This is a genomic window from Micrococcus sp. MS-ASIII-49 (assembly GCF_000946635.1).
GTDB classification, from domain to species: domain Bacteria; phylum Actinomycetota; class Actinomycetes; order Actinomycetales; family Micrococcaceae; genus Micrococcus; species Micrococcus luteus.
On record NZ_JXSP01000028.1, the window covers coordinates 1 to 15,230 of the forward strand.

A 15,230-nucleotide genomic window follows, 5' to 3' on the forward strand; every position below is an offset into this window, starting at 1 on the left:
CTATTCTCAGACACGCCCTAGGTGTGGGTGCTGCTTCAGTCTTCATGGGCAGGGGTCGCCGGTGGATCGGTCGTGGTCTAGGTTTCTTTTGGCGTACTCGTAGAGCCCTCGTAGCTGGGCTCTCGTGCCCAACCCATCCGCCCTTGAGCTTCGGAGATCACCCGATGATCGAATCCACCCCAGCTGGCCGGGTCTCGGGGCGGTCCGCAGCGCAAGTGGTCCTGGGGCTCGTGCTGCTGGTGCTCATCGTTCCCGTGGCCATAGCCGTCTTCATGGCCGCCTACGCCGTCGCGGAGTTCGCCCAGGGCAGCCACGCTCCCGTGGGGGCGCCTTCCTTGCTCGTCAGCGTGGGGCAGCTCCTCGTCGTCGCATGCGCGGCCGTCTGCGGCGTCCGGTTCGCTCGATCCAGATCCCCTCGCTCTCGGTGAGGCTGGACGGCCGCGGTGGTTGCTCTGTTGGTGCTGGCCGCCTGGCCTGTCCTGGTGGGAGGGATCGGCCTGGTGGAGCGAGAGGCGTGTGAAGTCCGCCCGGCGCCGTTCTGGTGTGAGTGAGCCTGCAACCGCAAGGGGCCGGCGCCAGGGCGCAGCTGTCCCCAGGGGGGCTATCCGGGTACGAGGACTCGTTCCTACCCTGGGGCGATGACTGCACCGGATGCCCTGCCGCCCTCAGAGTTGCCGTCCACGCCTGAGGTGCGCCGGGTGATGTCCGCGCTGGTCCAGAGGTACTTCAGTCGTGAGACTCACGCGCGTCTCCTCGACGCCGACGTGACCGGGGAGGTGCTCACGGTGGTGGCCTGGCAGGCCGGACCTTCCCCGGAAGACCCGCGACGGGTGATCGCCCACCGCACGGACCTGGGGATGCGTCTGGCCGAGTGCGAGGGGGATCTGGAGGCGGTGCTCCTGGATGCATTGCAGTTCCAGGTATTCGAGCCGAGCGCGCCGGGCTGGGCGGCGTCCAGGCGGGTATACCCCAGCGGGGTGGCACAGAACGTCGTGCCGTCCCGCTGTTTGCTCATCGGACGACGGAGAGCTCGATCAGTTGCGGGCTGCTGCAGCAGGCGTCGCCGGCTGGGGCTGGGGCGTCGCAGCTGCCGCCGAGGTCGGTGGTGCATACGCCGGTCTCGGGTAGTTCGAGGTGGACTGCGTCGGCTGCTTTGCGGTCGCCGGCCAGGGCTGCTGCGATGGAGCGGACCTGTTCGTAGCCGGTGGCCATGAGGAAGGTGGGGGCGCGGCCGTAGCTCTTCATCCCCACGATGTAGAAGTTCGTCTCCGGGTGGGCGAGGACTCGCTCACCGTGAGGCTCGACGGATCCGCAGGAGTGGAACTCGGGATCGATCAGCGGCCCCAGCTGGGACGGTGCTTCGACGGCCGGGTCCAGGGCCAGGCGGAGTTCGGAGAGCATTCCGAGATCAGGGCGGAACCCGGTGGCGGGCACCAGCACATCGACGCTCACTTCTCGCTCCCCGTCCGGGGTCACAGCGTGGACGGTCAACGTGTCGTCGGCTCTGAAGCGAGTGATGGTGAAGGAGGTGAGGACCTCGATGCGTCCGGAGTCGACCAGCTGGCGCAGTCGCGAGCCGAGCGCTCCTCGGGCTGCGAGTTCGTCCTGGTCGCCGCCCCCGTAGACGCGGGTGAGGTCTGCGGTGCGAGCGGCCCAAATGATGGTGGTGTCGGCCTCCAGGCCTGCGAGGTCCAGCAGGGTATTGGCGGCTGAGTGGCCGGCACCGGTCACCATGACTCGCTTGCCGGCGAAGCGGTCACGGTCGCGGCCCTGCACGTCAGGCAGCGGCGCGGTGATGTGGCCCGCGGCGCGGGCCTGCTGCTCGCCGGGAGCAAGGAGCCCGGCCTGTCCGAGGGGGTTGGGCGTGGACCAGGTGCCGGAGGCGTCGATGACCGCGGAGGCGAGCACGTCTTCGCTGTGCCCGTCGGTGGTCTGGATCCGGACGAGGAAGGGGGTCTCCTCGCGGCGTGCGGTGCGGGTCTTGTCGATGCCGGCGCGGGAGACGGCGGTGACCCGCGCCCCGCAGCGGATCGACTCGGCGAGCTGGGGAAGCTGCGCGAGCGGTTCGAGGTAATGCTCGCGCAGTTCGTGACCGGTCGGGAGAACGTCGGCGTCGGGTGCGGTCCAGCCGGCAGCTTCGAGGAGACGCTGTGCGGCGGCGTCGAGGCTGTACTGCCACGGCGAGAAGAGCCGCGTGTGCCCCCACTCGGCGATCGCGGCTCCTGCCGCGGTCCCGGCCTCGAGGATCAGGAACGGCAGGCCGCGCTCAGAGAGGTGGGCAGCGGCGGCAAGGCCGATGGGGCCAGCGCCGATGACGACAATGGGATGTGAGTTCGTTGCGGTGGTCAAGATGATGAGTCTCCTTGCTGCGGGGCGGTCAGTTCGCGGTGCCGGTGAGGTCGGTCAGGAGCTTGCGGACGTGGGTGTCGATGTCGTCGCGGACCAAGCGCATCCGCTCCATCCCTTCGATGCCGCGCTGAGAGGGCTCATCGGTGTGCCAGGTCGTGACCGGCGCGGTCATGCCCTCGACGGGTTTGATGACGGCTTCGTCGCCGATGACGATCACGTGGTCGACGCTTCGCAGCAGCTCGGGGGTGACCGGCTGCGGGACGGCGGAGGACATGTCCGCGCCGACCTCGGCGATCGCCTCCGCGGACTGGGCGTTGATGGCGGTGCCCGGGCGGGTGCCGGCGGAATGCACGTCGACCTCATCCCCGGCGTGATGGCGCATGAGGGCGGCGGCCATCTGGGACTTGCCGCCGTTCTTCACGCAGACGAACAGGACTGAAGGGCGCTTCGTGGTCATGGCGAGGGGATCCTTCTGTGGGGTCATCGGGTGGGGGCGGTGGTGTCGCCGGGGAACAGGCGCCGCCCCATAGCGAGGGCGACGTAGACGAGGGCGACGAGGACGGGGACTTCGATCAGCGGGCCGACGACGCCGGCGAGGGCCTGGCCGGAGGTGACTCCGAAGGTGCCGATGGCGACGGCGATGGCGAGCTCGAAGTTGTTGCCCGAGGCCGTGAACGCGACGGTCGTGGACTTCGCGTAGTCGAGGCCGATCGCGCGGCCGAGCAGGAAGGACCCCAGGAACATGACGACGAAGTAGACCAGCAGCGGCAGGGCGATGCGGGCCACGTCTCCCGGTGCGGAGATGATCGCGTCGCCCTGGAGGGCGAACAGCAGCACGATGGTGAACAGCAGCCCGTACAGCGCCCAGGGACCGATCTTCGGGAGGAACCGCTCCTCGTACCAGGTCCGGCCCTTGGCTCGCTCACCGAGGATGCGGGTCAGGAACCCTGCGACCAGCGGGATCCCGAGGAAGATCAGCACGCTGAGGACGATCGCACCGATCGAGAACTCGGCCGACGTGGTCGGCAGCCCCAGCCAGGACGGCAGCGCCTGGAGGTAGAACCAGCCCAGGGCACCGAAGGCGATCACCTGGAAGACGGAGTTGATCGCGACCAGCACCGCGGCTGCTTCTCGGTCACCGCAGGCGAGGTCGTTCCAGATGAGGACCATCGCGATGCAGCGTGCGAGCCCGACGATGATCAGGCCGGTGCGGTACTCCGGAAGGTCGGCCAGGAAGATCCAGGCCAGGGCGAACATGAGTGCCGGGCCGACGATCCAGTTCAGCACCAGCGAGGTCACCAGCAGGCGTCGGTCCGCGCCGATACGCCGGGTCTCGTCGTAGCGGACCTTCGCCAGGACCGGGTACATCATCACCAACAGTCCGATCGCAATGGGCAGGGACACGGATCCGATCTTCACCGCCTCCAGCGCGGTGTTCAGGCCGGGGATGAACCGCCCCAGCAGGAGACCCACTGCCATGGCGGCCAGGATCCACACCGGGAGCCAGCGATCGAGGAAGGACATCTCCTTCATCACGCGGGGCTGCTCCACATCCTTGGTGGTCGTACTCATGAGGGGGGCCGAACCTTCCATCGACGGATATCGATGCGAACGCTATGCTTCACATCGATGACTGTCAATGTAAGGTGGGGGCATGTCCACGACGACCGCGATCACAGCTGCCGGGCTCGAGACGATGAACGGCCCTGAGGAGTGCTGCAGGCTCTCAGCGGGGCCCGTCGACAGCGTCGAGGCCGAGAGGATCGCGTCCTTGCTCAAGGCGCTTTCCGACCCGACCCGTCTCCGGCTTCTGTCCCATGTCGCTGCTCAGGGCTGCAATTCGGTCTGCGCCTGTGATCTCACCGAGCCGCTGGGCATCAGCCAGCCGACCGTGAGTCACCACATGAAGAAGCTCGTCGACGCTGGCCTGCTCACGCGCGAGCAGAAGGGCCGCTGGGCGCACTACTCCGTCGTGCCGTCGGCCTTCGCCGAGCTCCGTTCCTTCCTCGACATCGCCTGAACCCCCGCCGCCGACTTTGGAGATCCTCCTGACCGCACGGCCCAGTGTCCAGGTCGTCTGCGTCCACAACGCCGGTCGCTCGCAGTCCGGTTAGCCGGCGACGCGTTGGTCCGCTGCCACCGCCGGGTCCAGCAGGACCTGCATGGCCACCGAGTTGAGTCCCGCATAGTGGTGTAGCGCCCGGTGGTCGGGCACGTCGTCTCAGACGTGGACGCGGCCACCGTGTGATCCTTCGAGTGAACCTCTCACAGCACCCTCGAATGGAGTCATCACGATGACCGCTCCTCATATTCTCGACCCTGCCGGCCTGCTGAGCGAAGCCCTGTCCGAAGCGTCCCCGGACATGATGCGCCACTTGCTGCAGACCATGATCAACACCCTGCTCTCCGCCGATGCCGACGCGGTGGTCGGCGCCGAATGGGGCAAGCCCACCCCGACACGGTCCGCCCAGCGCAACGGGTACCGGCACCGGGACCTGGACACCCGGGTCGGCACGGTCGATGTAGCCATCCCGAAGCTGCGCTCTGGGACGTACTTCCCGGAGTGGCTGCTGGAACGCCGAAAGAGAGCGGAGTCGGCGCTGATCACCGTGGTGGCGGACTGCTACTTGGCCGGGGTGAGTACCCGGCGGATGGACAAGCTGGTCAAGACCCTGGGGATCAATGCCCTCTCCAAGTCCCAGGTCTCCAGGATGGCCGCGGACCTGGATGAACACGTGGAGTCCTTCCGCCACCGGCCCCTGGATGAGGCCGGTCCGTTCACGTTCGTGGCCGCGGACGCGCTGACGATGAAGGTCCGCGAGGGCGGGCGGGTGGTCAACGCGGTGGTGCTGCTGGCTACCGGGGTCAACGGTGACGGCCACCGCGAGGTCCTGGGGATGCGCGTGGCGACCAGTGAGACCGGTGCGGCGTGGAACGAGTTCTTCGCTGACCTCGTGGCCCGGGGCCTGGCCGGGGTCCGCCTGGTCACCAGTGACGCCCATGCCGGGCTCAAGGACGCCATCGCCGCCAACCTGCCCGGCGCCACCTGGCAGCGGTGCCGGACCCACTACGCGGCGAACCTGATGGGCATCACCCCGAAGTCCATGTGGCCGGCGGTGAAGGCCATGCTCCACTCGGTCTACGACCAGCCCGACGCCACGGCGGTGAACGCGCAGTTCGATCGGCTGCTGGACTACGTAAGCGAGAAGCTCCCGGCGGTGGCCGAGCACCTCGGTGATGCCCGGGCGGACATCCTGGCCTTCACGACGTTCCCGAAGGACGTCTGGACGCAGATCTGGTCGAACAACCCGGCCGAGCGGCTCAACCGGGAGATCCGCCGCCGCACCGACGCGGTGGGCATCTTCCCCAACCGGGCAGCCATCGTCAGGCTGGTCGGGGCGGTGCTGGCCGAGCAGACCGACGAATGGGCCGAAGGGCGCCGCTACCTCGGCCTCGAGGTCCTCGCCCGCTGCCGCCTCACCCCCGTCGAGGACACCGGAAGCGAGGTGGGCACCGACACCGACACTGCCCTCGAGCTCAGCGCCTGACAGCCCCAACGAAGGATCCAACCGCTACACCACCACAAGGGGCTTGACCGGCCACCGCGGCCGCACGGGCGACCCGCTCTACTCCGCCCGTCGAACCCTGCACGCCGGAACCGGGTTGCTCACCGACAAGCAGAGGGCCCGGCTCGAGGCCACTTGGGGGACCTGCCAGCGGATGATCAGCGCCTACCGCGAACCCGACAGGGCTCGAGGAAAGGAGTCGATGGATGGCGTGCACAGGTTCAGGAGGAGGTGACAGGCAGGTCCTTCGGAGACTTGCGCTGACCGGAGCGCTGCCCGGACTGCCCGGACCGCCCGGACCGACCGGGCTGCGCCCTTGGGCAGGGTCACAGCATTTCCAGTGGTCGCGGTCCGCTCGGGGGCGGAAACGCACGGTCCAGAGCATCCAGGTCTTCGCGGGTCAGCTGCACGTCCAGTGCTGTGGCGTTGTCGCGCACGTGCTGCGGGCTGCTCGCCTTGGGGATCGTGCAGAGCGAGTCGCGGCGCAGCACCCAGGCAAGGGCCGCCGCCGCGGGGCTGACGCTGTGACGGGCCGCGACGTCGTTCAGCGTCGTGTCGTCAAGGATGCGGCCCTGCTCGATCGGCGAGTACGCCATGACCGGCAGCTGGTGGTCGGCGCACCACGGCAGGAGGTCGTACTCCGGTCCTCGCCGCGACAGGTTGTACAGCACCTGATCCGTGGCCAGCCCGCTGCTGCCCGGCACGTCCTGCAGCTCGGCGAGGGCCCGGTGGTCGAAGTTGCTGACGCCCCAGTATCGGATTTTCCCGTCCTCGACGAGCTGGTGGAAGGCCGCGACGGTGTCCTCCAGCGGGTACCGGCCCTGCCAGTGCAGCAGGTAGAGGTCGATCCGATCGGTGCCCAGGCGTTTCAGGCTGCGTTCGCAGGCCGCGATCGTGCCGGAACGGGAGGCGTGGGACGGCAGGACCTTGCTGACCACGAACGCCTCGTCGCGGCGACCCGCCAATGCTTCACCGACCACCTCCTCCGCGCCGCCGTCGGCGTACATCTCGGCGGTGTCGACCAGCGTCATGCCCAGCTCGAGGCCGGCGTGCAGCGCGGCGACCTCGTCGCCGCGGCGGCCGGGGTCCTCACCCCAGCCCCAGGTGCCCTGGCCCAGCACAGGGATGGACTCCCCGCTCGGCAGCGTCATCCGTCGCATCCGCGATCACTTCCTTCTGGTTGTCCTGAGGTGGGACGTGGGCTGAGATCCTCGAAGGGCCGGCGCGTCCCCGGCCGGTGCTGGCTTATAGGAGGGTGGCGGGTACCGAGGTGCCGGGTGTCGAGCCGGTAGTCAGCCCCGCCTGTGCCATGTGGCGTACCGGGCTGCTCAGGAGCGGTTTCCGGCGCCGGTGGGCTGGACGGTACCACCACGGCGGAACAGAAGGCAGAGGTCATCGGGTGAGCGGCTGGTGGCCAGGTTCCCGTCTCGGGCGGCCTCTTGGTCCACCACGTTCACGCCGGCGTTGCGCAGGTCGGTGCGGATGCTGGGGAATGAGGTCAGGGCCCGGCCGGTCACGAGACGTCATGGCCCGGGCGTGTCAACTTGTCTGTGTAAGCGGGGTGGTCACAGGTAGGGGTTGATCCGGTCGGGGTAGGCCGCGGCGAGCTGGGCGAGGGCCTGCTTCCAGTTCGTGACGGCCTGACCTTCGACGAGCCGGCCCTGGGCTTTGCGCTGGCCGGCGGGTTTGCCCCGGTCCCGAGCGCGTTCGGCGGCGCGTTTGTCTTCGATGTTGCAGATCGCCAGCCAGAGCAGCTTCACCGCCGCCTCGGTCGAGGGGAAGTGGCCGCGGTTCTTGGTCACCTTCCGTAGCTGGAAGTTCAGCGACTCGATGCTGTTGGTCGTGTAGATGACCTTGCGGAGCATGGGTGGGAACTGCAGGAACGGGATGAACCGCTCCCAGGAGTTCGCCCAGGTCGCGGCTGCAGACGGGTACTTCGTGCCGAGCTCGGAGGCCTCGAACTCGGCCAGCGCCTTCCTCGCGGTCTCTTCGTTGGGGGCGGTGTAGATCGGCTTCAGCGCGGCGGCGACCTTCTTGCGGTCCTGGTAGGCCACGAACCGCATCGCGGCCCGGATCAGGTGAACCACGCAGGTCTGGACCATCGAGTCCGGCCACGTCGCCTCGACCGCCTCCGGCAGGCCCTTGAGCCCGTCGCAGCACACGATCAGCACGTCCTGCACGCCCCGGTTGGCGAGATCGGCGCAGACGTGGGCCCAGAACGCCGAGCCCTCGGTGTCCTGGACCCAGATCCCCAGCACGTGCTTGATGCCCTCGAGGTCCACGCCGACGGCGATGTAGGCGGCACGGTTGAGGACCTGGCTGTTCTCTCGGATCTTGATCCGGATTGCGTCGAGATAGATCACCGGATAGAACTCCTCCAGCGGCCGCGACTGCCACGCCAGGACCTCTTCGCTCACGGCGTCGGTGATGTTGGAGATCGTCTCGTGCGACAGGTCCGTGCCGATCGTGGAGGCCAGGTGGTGCTGGATGTCCCGGATCGTCATTCCGCCGGCATAGAGGCTGATGATCATGTCATCCAGGCCCCCGAGGCGCCGCTGGCCCTTGGGCACCAGGCGCGGGGTGAACGACCCGCCCCGGTCTCGCGGGACGTCCAGCTCGATCGGCCCGACCTCGGACTCCACGGTCTTCGGGGTGGTCCCGTTGCGGGAGTTGGCGTGCTTCAGCGCCTCGCTCGAGCCCTTCTCGTAGCCCAGATGGCTGGTCAGCTCGGCCTGCAGGCCCCGCTCGAGCGCGGCCTTGACCAGCGCGGGCACGAACCCGCCGTCACCGGTGAGCTCGACGCCGCCCGCGTCGATCTGCGCGAACAGGGCATCAAGCTGCCCTGAGGCTTTCAGCTGCTCGACCAGGTCCTGGCCCGAGGGCTCGCCTGGGTTCTTCTCGTCGATCATGGTCATGATTCTTACCGTTCCTCTCGGTACGGCTTACACAGACCATCTGACACGCCCCATGGCCCTGCCCGGACTGCCCGGCCACCCCGCCTTACGCCCCCGCTCGCCAGTACTGGCCGCGGTCCGCGAGATGCTCGGCGGGCCGCAGACCTCGTTCCTGCTGATCGCCGGTCAGCACAACGCCCAAGCCGACCGCTGCCTCGGTGTCGCCCCGGGAACGCACCCCGGCCGCCCACACCTCCGCCCCTGCAGTAGACTCCTGAACACTGTTCAACGTTCAACTCGTCGGGCACTCGCCATGCGCCCCGCGCCTCGGCTGAGCGCCCCCTCGCACTCGCTTCCGCACCAGGAGTCCCTCCATGAGCACTTCCGTGCCCTCGTCCCACGACGGCCACGTCCGCCCCGCGGCCACCACGACGGCGGACCGCCCCACCGACGCCGGCCGCCCCCGTCGCGGTTCCGCCGGCGGCAGCCTCGCGCGCATCGCCGTCATGACCGCGTTGATGGCCGTCCTCGGTCTGGTGCCGCCGATCGCCGTCGCCGGTGTGCCCGCCCCGATCGTGCTGCAGAACATCGCCGTGATCCTGGCCGGTGTGATCCTCGGCCCGTGGCGCGGGGCCGCCTCGATGGCGCTGTTCGCCGGCCTCGTGGCGCTCGGCCTGCCGCTGCTCAGCGGCGGCCGCGGCGGCCTGGGCGTGTTCGCCGGCCCGACGGCCGGCTTCATCCTCGGCTGGATCCCGTCCGCGCTGATCGTCGGCCTGATCTTCTGGGCCCTCACCTCCCGGGCCCGCCCCGGCCTCGGCGCCGGACGGGTCGCGCTCGGCGCGGCCGTCGCCGGGCTGATCGGCGGCGTCGTGATGGTCTACTTCTTCGGCGTGCTCGGCTTCGTCGGGATCGCCGGGATGGAGTTCGGCGCCGCCGTCCTCTCCATGGCCCCGTTCGTGCCCGGTGACCTGATCAAGCTCGTCGTGGCCGTCATCCTCATCGTCGGCCTGTGGAAGGCCTACCCCCGCGCCTTCCGATGAGCCCGGACCGTTCCGTCACCCTCACGGGCGTCCGCGTCGAGGCCGACGGCCCCGAGGGCGTCGTCGTGCTCCTCGACGGCGTGGACCTCACCCTCACAGCCCCGCGCGTGGCGGTGATCGGGGAGAACGGCTCCGGCAAGTCCACGCTGGCCCGCGCGATCGCCGGACTGGCCGACGTCGTCGCCGGGGAGGTGAGCGTGCACGGGGTGGACGCCGTCCGGGACGTGAAGGCGCTGCGCCGCACCGTCGGCTTCGTGTTCGCGAACCCGGCCGCGCAGGTGGTCATGCCCACCGTCCGGGAGGACGTGGAGCTGACCGTGAAGTCGCTCAGGGACGACGCCGGCCGCCGCCTGACCAAGGACGACGTCGCCGCGCGCGTGGCCGCGGCGCTTGAGGAGCACCGGCTCACCGCGCTCGCGGACCGGGCGTGCCTGTCCCTGTCCTCGGGGCAGGCGCAGCGGCTGGCGATGTGCTCGGTGCTGACCGCCGGGCCGTCCCTGGTGATCGCCGACGAGCCGACCTCCCTGCTGGACGGCCGGCACCGGCGGATCGTGGCCGACCGGCTGCTGGCCGCCGACCCCTCGGCCCCGGACGGGTTCCAGCTGCTGCTGGTGACCCACGACCTCGAGCTGGCCCGTGCGTGCGACGAGGCGGTGTGGATCCACGGCGGCCGTGTGGAGCGGACCGGCCCGGCCGAGGACGTGGTCGAGGCGTACGAGCGCTTTCTGGACCACGCCGTGGCGGCGGAGCTGCGCTGATGCTCTCCCTGTACATCCACGGCGACTCGCCCCTGCACCACGCCCGCGCCGGCCTCAAGACGGGCCTGTTCGCGGTGTGGGTGCTGGCCCTGACCCTGCTGCCGCTGTCCCTGTGGGCCGCGGGCGCCGCCGTCGTGGGTGCCGTGACCGCGTATCTCGTGGGCTTCGGGCTGCGGCGCGGTGCGGCGATGATCGCCTCCGACCTGCGCGCTCTGTGGCTGTTCTACGTGGTCCTGTTCGCGGCGCAGTGGATCTTCACCGACGCGTTCGCCGCCGGACTCATGGTGGCGCGCGTGCTCGGGCTCGTGCTCACCGCGCAGGTGCTGACGCGCACCACCCGGATCGCGGACATGACCGGGGTGGCCGAGGCGGTGCTGCGGCCGGTCGAGCGGATCCCGTGGGCGGGGCCACGCCTGGCACGGGCGGGGTTCCGCGCCGACCGCGTGGGCCTGGCGATGGGCCTGGTGCTCTCCTCGATCGGCCACCTGCGCGCCCTGGCTGAGCAGATCCGGCATGCGCAGGCCGCCCGCGGGGTGCGGATGGCGCCGTGGGCCTGGGCGCTGCCGCTGCTGGTGCTCAGCTTCAAGCACGCCGACGACGTCGGGGACGCCCTGGCCGCCCGCGGCATCGACTAGAGCCGCCCGCCCTCCCGCGTGGGGTGGCGGGCCGGCTCAGAGGGGGCCGTCCAGGGGCAGACGGTCGCGGTCGTAGGTGATCTCGGTGAAGCCGTGGGGCACGGGCTTGCCGTCCTCGCCCAGGGACACGAACACGATCTTGTCGATGGTCAGGATCATCTCGCCGGTCACGATGTTCCGCACCTTCGCCCGCATGGTCAGGGACGTGCGCCCGAACTCGGTGGCGCGCAGGCCCATCTCGATCATGTCGCCCTGCTTCGCCGAGGCCAGGAAGTTGATCTCCGAGATCAGCTTCGTCACGCACCGCGGGTTGCCCAGCTGCAGGGTCGCGTAGATGGCCGCCTCCTCGTCGACCCAGCGCAGCAGCGACCCGCCGAAGAGGGTGTTGTTCGCGTTGAGGTCCTCCGGCTTGACCCACTTGCGGGTGCGGAAGTTGACGTCGTCGTGGGCGGCGCGGTCGGCCGAACGGGTGAAGAGCGTGGAGTCCATGGCCCCACGGTAGAGCGACGCCGACGCCGGCACGAGGGAGGGCGCCCGATGCGGAGACGTGCTCGACCGGGCCGTAGGGTCGCCGGCAGGGATCCGCAACGGACCACACAGGAGGGACCCGACCGATGACCATCCGCCCCCACCCCGACCCCGCCACACCCGACGCCACCTGGCGCGATGTGCCGGTGGTCGGCTTCACGGTCGCCGCCGGCATCGCCGTCCTGTTCTGCCTGGTCTGGCTGCTCCGGGACGGGCTCACCACCGACTACACGTGGGGGCTGCTGCTGGCCCCGGTGCTCATGGGCATGGCCGGGGTGGCGGTGATGGTCCTCTGGGAGCGGCTCCTCGTCCGCGTCCCGCGGCTGGCCGCCACGCTGGTGGCCGGCGACGCCCTCCTGGCCTTCGTGCTGGTGCTCGCCTGGTGGCTCGTGGAGGTGAACGCGCAGACGCACCTGTTCACCGGGAGCACGTTCTGGCTGCTCGCCGTCGCCCCGGTCTGCGCGGGCCTCGCCTGGCTCGCGCACCGGCTGCTCCCGGCGGCCCGCCGGCCCGTGGGGGAGCCCCCCGCCGCCCTCGACGACGACGCCTGGGCCCGCCGCCTCGCCGGCGTCCTGCGGCTGCGCAAGGACCTGCCCGACGCGCGGGTGGCCGAGATCGTCCGTGACGCGCGGGTACGTGGGGCCGCGGCCGGGCGCCCGCTGGCCGAGGAGCTCGGCTCCCCGGAGTCGTACGCCGCGGGCGTCCAGAAGGACCTGGTCATCGCGCCGCGCCGGCGGGCCTGGGCGGTCACCGCGCTCGTGCTGCTCATCCTGGCCACCCGTCTCCCGGGCGTGGTGGCCGGGGAGCGGCTCAGCGTGTGGGACGTCGCGTACCTGCTGCTCGCCGTCGTCGTGCTGGTGTCGGAGTGGCGCGACTACCGGGCCGCGGTGCGTCGCGCCCGCCGCTGAGGGGTCTCAGACCCCCGCGGCGGCCAGCACCCTCGCCACGTGGCGGCGGTGCACCTGGTGGATGATTTCGATCAGTCCGCACCCGACGGCCGCGATCACCAGCGCGGCCACGAGCACGTCCGTGGGCGGGACCTCCATCCGGTGGTACCAGCGAGAGGCCGGCACCAGCACGACGGCGGCCAGCACCGCGTACATCGCCAGGATCAGCAGCGCCACGCGCGCGTTCAGCGGGCGGGACATCACGCTGAGCACCCACAGGCCCAGCAGGGTCAGGGTGATCATGAACGCGGCCTGCTGGCGGGCCAGGTCGACGTCGCCGGCGGTGAGGCGCACGTACGTCTGCAGGGCCACCATGGACAGCAGGATCACCGCGCCGGAGGGGATCGCGAACCGCAGCGCCCGCCCCAGGAAGCCGGGCACATAGCGGCGCGGGTTCGGCAGCAGGGCGAGGAAGAACGTGGGCGCGCCGATCATGATGAAGTCCACGGTGGAGGCCTGCCGCGGCAGCAGCGGGAACTGCCACGCGAACAGGGAGAACACCACGCCGAACAGCAGCGCGTACGTCGTCTTCGTCAGGTAGATGTGGGCGAGCCGCTCCATGTTCGCGATCACCTGGCGGCCCTCGCCGAGCACGCGCGGCAGGCGGTCGAAGCGCCCGTCCAGCAGCACCATCCGGGACACCGCCTTGGTGGCCGGGGCCGCGTTGCCCATGGCGATGCCCAGGTCCGCGGTCTTCAGGGCCAGGGCGTCGTTCACGCCGTCGCCGGTCATGGCCACCACGTGCCCGCGCGACTGCAGCGCCTGCACCATCGCCTTCTTCTGGTCCGGGCTGACGCGGCCGAACACGTCGTGCTCGGCCATCACGTCGGCGAGCGCGCCGGGGTCCTCCGGCAGGGTGCGCCCGTCGTAGGCCTGGCCCGCCACCTCGAGACCCACCTCGCGCGCCACGGCGGCCACGGTGCGCGGGCTGTCCCCGGAGATCACCACGGTCCGCACGCCCTGCGCGTGGAAGTAGTCGAGGGTCTCGGCGGCGTCCGGGCGCACGTTCTCGCGGAACGTCACGACGGCGACCGGGACGCCTCCGGCGGGCAACGCATCCCCGATCAGGGGCTCGTCCGTGCGGGCCAGCAGCAGCACGCGGCGGCCGGCGTCCGCGTCGGCGTGGACCTGGGCGCGGACGGCCTCGGCGGCGTCGGGGCCCAGGAGCCGCTCGTCCACGAGGGCCTCGGGCGCACCGAGCAGCCACGTGCCGGCCGCGGCCCCGGCCTCCGGGCCGAACGCGACCGCCGACCACCGGCGCGCGGAGGAGAACGCCACCTGGGCCGCGGGGTCCACCGCCGGGACGGCCGTGAAGGGCTCGCGCAGGGCCGCCGCGGTGGGGTTCACGTCCGGGTCCGCGCCGAACCAGGCGAGCACGGCCCGAGCCCCGTCGCCGACCTCGGCCGGGGCGCCGTCGTCGTGGGCGTCCGGGGACGCGTCCACCGAGGCGGGCGCGGTGAGCCGGTCGAACCGGACGCCGCCCTCGGTGAGGGTGCCGGTCTTGTCCAGGCAGACGGTGTCCACGCGGGCCAGGACCTCCACGGCGGGCTGCTCCTGGATGAGGACCTCCTGCTGGGCCAGCTTGAGCGCGGCCACGGCGAACGCGATGGTCGTCATGAGCGCCAGGCCCTGCGGGATCATGCTGGTCACCGCCGCCACGGACGCGATCAACGCGGGCTCCAGGGCGGCCTCGCGCGGCTGGGAGAGGGCGAGGGACCAGCCGCCGACCGCCGTCATCTGGCCGTGCACGATGACCGCGATGATCGGCACCAGGGCGATCGTCAGCCAGCGGGCCACCTTCTCCAGGGCGCCGCGCAGCTCCGAGTGGATGGCGGAGTAGCGGCGGGCCTCGGCGCTCAGCCGGGCCGCGTGCGAGGCCGAGCCCACCGCCGTCGCGCGCACCAGGCCCGCGCCGGCCACGACGGCCGAGCCCGAGAGCACGGCGTCCCCGGGGGTCTTGGGCACGGGGTCGTTCTCGCCGGTGAGCAGCGCCTCGTCCATGTCCAGGCCGTCCGAGACGAGGACCTCGCCGTCCACGGACACCTGGTCGCCGCGGCGCAGCACCACGACGTCGTCCCGCACGATCTGCGCCATCGGCAGGGGCACGCGCGCCCCGTCCCGGATGACGACGACGTCGTCCTGGTGCAGCAGCGCGATCCGGTCCAGCTTCCGCTTGGCCGAGTACTCCTGGACCACGCCGATCACCACGTTGGCCACGGCCGCCAGCGAGAACAGCAGGTCCAGCCAGCGGCCCATCAGGATCACGACGACGGCACACAGCGCGATCGCCAGGTTGAACAGCGTGAACACGTGCACGCGCAGGATCTCCCCCAGCGAGCGAGACGTGTCCCGCGACTGGACGTTGACCAGGCCCGCGCCCTCCCGCTCGGCGACCTCGGCGGCGGTGAGCCCGGTGATCCCCTCCACCCCGGTGAACCCCAGGCCCGTCCCGCTCTCGGGGGCGGACGGGTGCGCGGACGCAGGGGAGGGGGAGGCCATGGCACAGAATCTAC

General features: G+C 70.7%; 13 protein-coding genes and 2 pseudogenes. 7 read left to right on the top strand and 8 right to left on the bottom strand.

Translation table 11 applies throughout. From position 1 onward, the window contains the following. Positions 1–1,011 precede the first annotated feature (1,011 nt). The 3 genes from SJ20_RS01680 to arsB are packed head-to-tail and all read right to left on the bottom strand — an operon-like array spanning position 1,012 to position 3,921. Entirely contained in the window at positions 1,012–2,349 is a 1,338-nt protein-coding gene (locus SJ20_RS01680) for an FAD-dependent oxidoreductase (RefSeq protein ID WP_044658722.1), read from the bottom strand. A gap of 28 nt (positions 2,350–2,377) precedes the next feature. Next, complete coding sequence (locus SJ20_RS01685; protein WP_002855764.1) at positions 2,378–2,806, bottom strand: low molecular weight phosphatase family protein; 429 nt, start codon at positions 2,804–2,806, stop codon at positions 2,378–2,380. Positions 2,807–2,829: 23 nt separating this feature from the next. Further along, entirely contained in the window at positions 2,830–3,921 is a 1,092-nt protein-coding gene (gene arsB / locus SJ20_RS01690) for an ACR3 family arsenite efflux transporter (protein WP_036381392.1), read from the bottom strand. An 82-nt stretch (positions 3,922–4,003) separates the two neighbouring features. Here arsB and SJ20_RS01695 point away from each other — a divergent pair, with 82 nt between their 5' ends. The 3 genes and pseudogenes from SJ20_RS01695 to SJ20_RS01705 all read left to right on the top strand — a co-directional run. After that, positions 4,004–4,369: a helix-turn-helix transcriptional regulator gene (locus SJ20_RS01695; protein WP_044658723.1), complete on the top strand. Its 366-nt coding sequence runs from the start codon at positions 4,004–4,006 to the stop codon at positions 4,367–4,369. Between the two features lie 274 nt (positions 4,370–4,643). Next, the gene (locus SJ20_RS01700) at positions 4,644–5,897 is read left to right on the top strand and encodes an IS256 family transposase (RefSeq protein ID WP_044658653.1); all 1,254 of its coding nucleotides are present in this window, start codon (positions 4,644–4,646) and stop codon (positions 5,895–5,897) included. 46 nt (positions 5,898–5,943) lie between these two features. Beyond that, a pseudogene (locus SJ20_RS01705) lies at positions 5,944–6,123 on the top strand (ISL3 family transposase); the annotation flags it as partial. Between the two features lie 118 nt (positions 6,124–6,241). On the opposite strand, the gene SJ20_RS01710 reads toward SJ20_RS01705, so the two are convergent. The 3 genes and pseudogenes from SJ20_RS01710 to SJ20_RS01715 all read right to left on the bottom strand — a co-directional run bounded on the left by SJ20_RS01710 (position 6,242) and on the right by SJ20_RS01715 (position 8,824). Continuing rightward, a complete protein-coding gene (locus SJ20_RS01710; protein ID WP_233437106.1) occupies positions 6,242–7,066 on the bottom strand; it encodes an aldo/keto reductase in 825 nt (274 codons plus the stop codon). A 177-nt stretch (positions 7,067–7,243) separates the two neighbouring features. Continuing rightward, positions 7,244–7,435: pseudogene (locus tag SJ20_RS11665) on the bottom strand (DJ-1/PfpI family protein); the annotation flags it as partial. 45 nt (positions 7,436–7,480) lie between these two features. Continuing rightward, a complete protein-coding gene (locus tag SJ20_RS01715) occupies positions 7,481–8,824 on the bottom strand; it encodes an IS256-like element ISMlu11 family transposase (RefSeq protein WP_044658726.1) in 1,344 nt (447 codons plus the stop codon). Positions 8,825–9,183: 359 nt separating this feature from the next. On the opposite strand from SJ20_RS01715, the gene SJ20_RS01720 reads away from it, so the two are divergent. The 3 genes from SJ20_RS01720 to SJ20_RS01730 are packed head-to-tail and all read left to right on the top strand — an operon-like array spanning position 9,184 to position 11,242. Beyond that, positions 9,184–9,849 (top strand): biotin transporter BioY, encoded by a 666-nt coding sequence (locus SJ20_RS01720; protein WP_044658727.1) that lies wholly within the window; start codon positions 9,184–9,186, stop codon positions 9,847–9,849. Beyond that, complete coding sequence (locus SJ20_RS01725; RefSeq protein WP_044658728.1) at positions 9,846–10,607, top strand: energy-coupling factor ABC transporter ATP-binding protein; 762 nt, start codon at positions 9,846–9,848, stop codon at positions 10,605–10,607. The genes SJ20_RS01720 and SJ20_RS01725 overlap by 4 nt, the downstream gene beginning before the upstream one ends. Beyond that, complete coding sequence (locus SJ20_RS01730; protein ID WP_044658729.1) at positions 10,607–11,242, top strand: CbiQ family ECF transporter T component; 636 nt, start codon at positions 10,607–10,609, stop codon at positions 11,240–11,242. The genes SJ20_RS01725 and SJ20_RS01730 overlap by 1 nt, the downstream gene beginning before the upstream one ends. A 36-nt stretch (positions 11,243–11,278) precedes the next feature. Here the strand turns inward: SJ20_RS01730 and SJ20_RS01735 are convergent, their stop codons facing one another. Continuing rightward, positions 11,279–11,731: an acyl-CoA thioesterase gene (locus SJ20_RS01735; protein WP_010080066.1), complete on the bottom strand. Its 453-nt coding sequence runs from the start codon at positions 11,729–11,731 to the stop codon at positions 11,279–11,281. Between the two features lie 125 nt (positions 11,732–11,856). Between SJ20_RS01735 and SJ20_RS11970 the strand changes: the two genes are divergently transcribed. Then, positions 11,857–12,678, top strand: a complete 822-nt coding sequence (locus tag SJ20_RS11970; RefSeq protein WP_044658730.1) for a hypothetical protein — start codon at positions 11,857–11,859, stop codon at positions 12,676–12,678. Positions 12,679–12,684: 6 nt separating this feature from the next. Here SJ20_RS11970 and SJ20_RS01745 read toward each other — a convergent pair whose 3' ends face one another. After that, positions 12,685–15,216, bottom strand: a complete 2,532-nt coding sequence (locus tag SJ20_RS01745; protein ID WP_044658731.1) for an HAD-IC family P-type ATPase — start codon at positions 15,214–15,216, stop codon at positions 12,685–12,687. Between the last annotated feature and the right edge of the window lie 14 nt (positions 15,217–15,230).

What these genes read in the sequence shown, in the direction of transcription:
- SJ20_RS01685 (WP_002855764.1), bottom strand. Translation starts at nt 2,806, where the DNA reads ATGACCACGAAGCGCCCTTCAGTCCTGTTCGTCTGCGTGAAGAACGGC.
- arsB (WP_036381392.1), bottom strand. Translation starts at nt 3,921, where the DNA reads ATGAGTACGACCACCAAGGATGTGGAGCAGCCCCGCGTGATGAAGGAG.
- SJ20_RS01695 (WP_044658723.1), top strand. Translation starts at nt 4,004, where the DNA reads ATGTCCACGACGACCGCGATCACAGCTGCCGGGCTCGAGACGATGAAC.
- SJ20_RS01700 (WP_044658653.1), top strand. Translation starts at nt 4,644, where the DNA reads ATGACCGCTCCTCATATTCTCGACCCTGCCGGCCTGCTGAGCGAAGCC.
- SJ20_RS01710 (WP_233437106.1), bottom strand. Translation starts at nt 7,066, where the DNA reads ATGACGCTGCCGAGCGGGGAGTCCATCCCTGTGCTGGGCCAGGGCACC.
- SJ20_RS01715 (WP_044658726.1), bottom strand. Translation starts at nt 8,824, where the DNA reads ATGATCGACGAGAAGAACCCAGGCGAGCCCTCGGGCCAGGACCTGGTC.
- SJ20_RS01720 (WP_044658727.1), top strand. Translation starts at nt 9,184, where the DNA reads ATGAGCACTTCCGTGCCCTCGTCCCACGACGGCCACGTCCGCCCCGCG.
- SJ20_RS01725 (WP_044658728.1), top strand. Translation starts at nt 9,846, where the DNA reads ATGAGCCCGGACCGTTCCGTCACCCTCACGGGCGTCCGCGTCGAGGCC.
- SJ20_RS01730 (WP_044658729.1), top strand. Translation starts at nt 10,607, where the DNA reads ATGCTCTCCCTGTACATCCACGGCGACTCGCCCCTGCACCACGCCCGC.
- SJ20_RS01735 (WP_010080066.1), bottom strand. Translation starts at nt 11,731, where the DNA reads ATGGACTCCACGCTCTTCACCCGTTCGGCCGACCGCGCCGCCCACGAC.
- SJ20_RS11970 (WP_044658730.1), top strand. Translation starts at nt 11,857, where the DNA reads ATGACCATCCGCCCCCACCCCGACCCCGCCACACCCGACGCCACCTGG.
- SJ20_RS01745 (WP_044658731.1), bottom strand. Translation starts at nt 15,216, where the DNA reads ATGGCCTCCCCCTCCCCTGCGTCCGCGCACCCGTCCGCCCCCGAGAGC.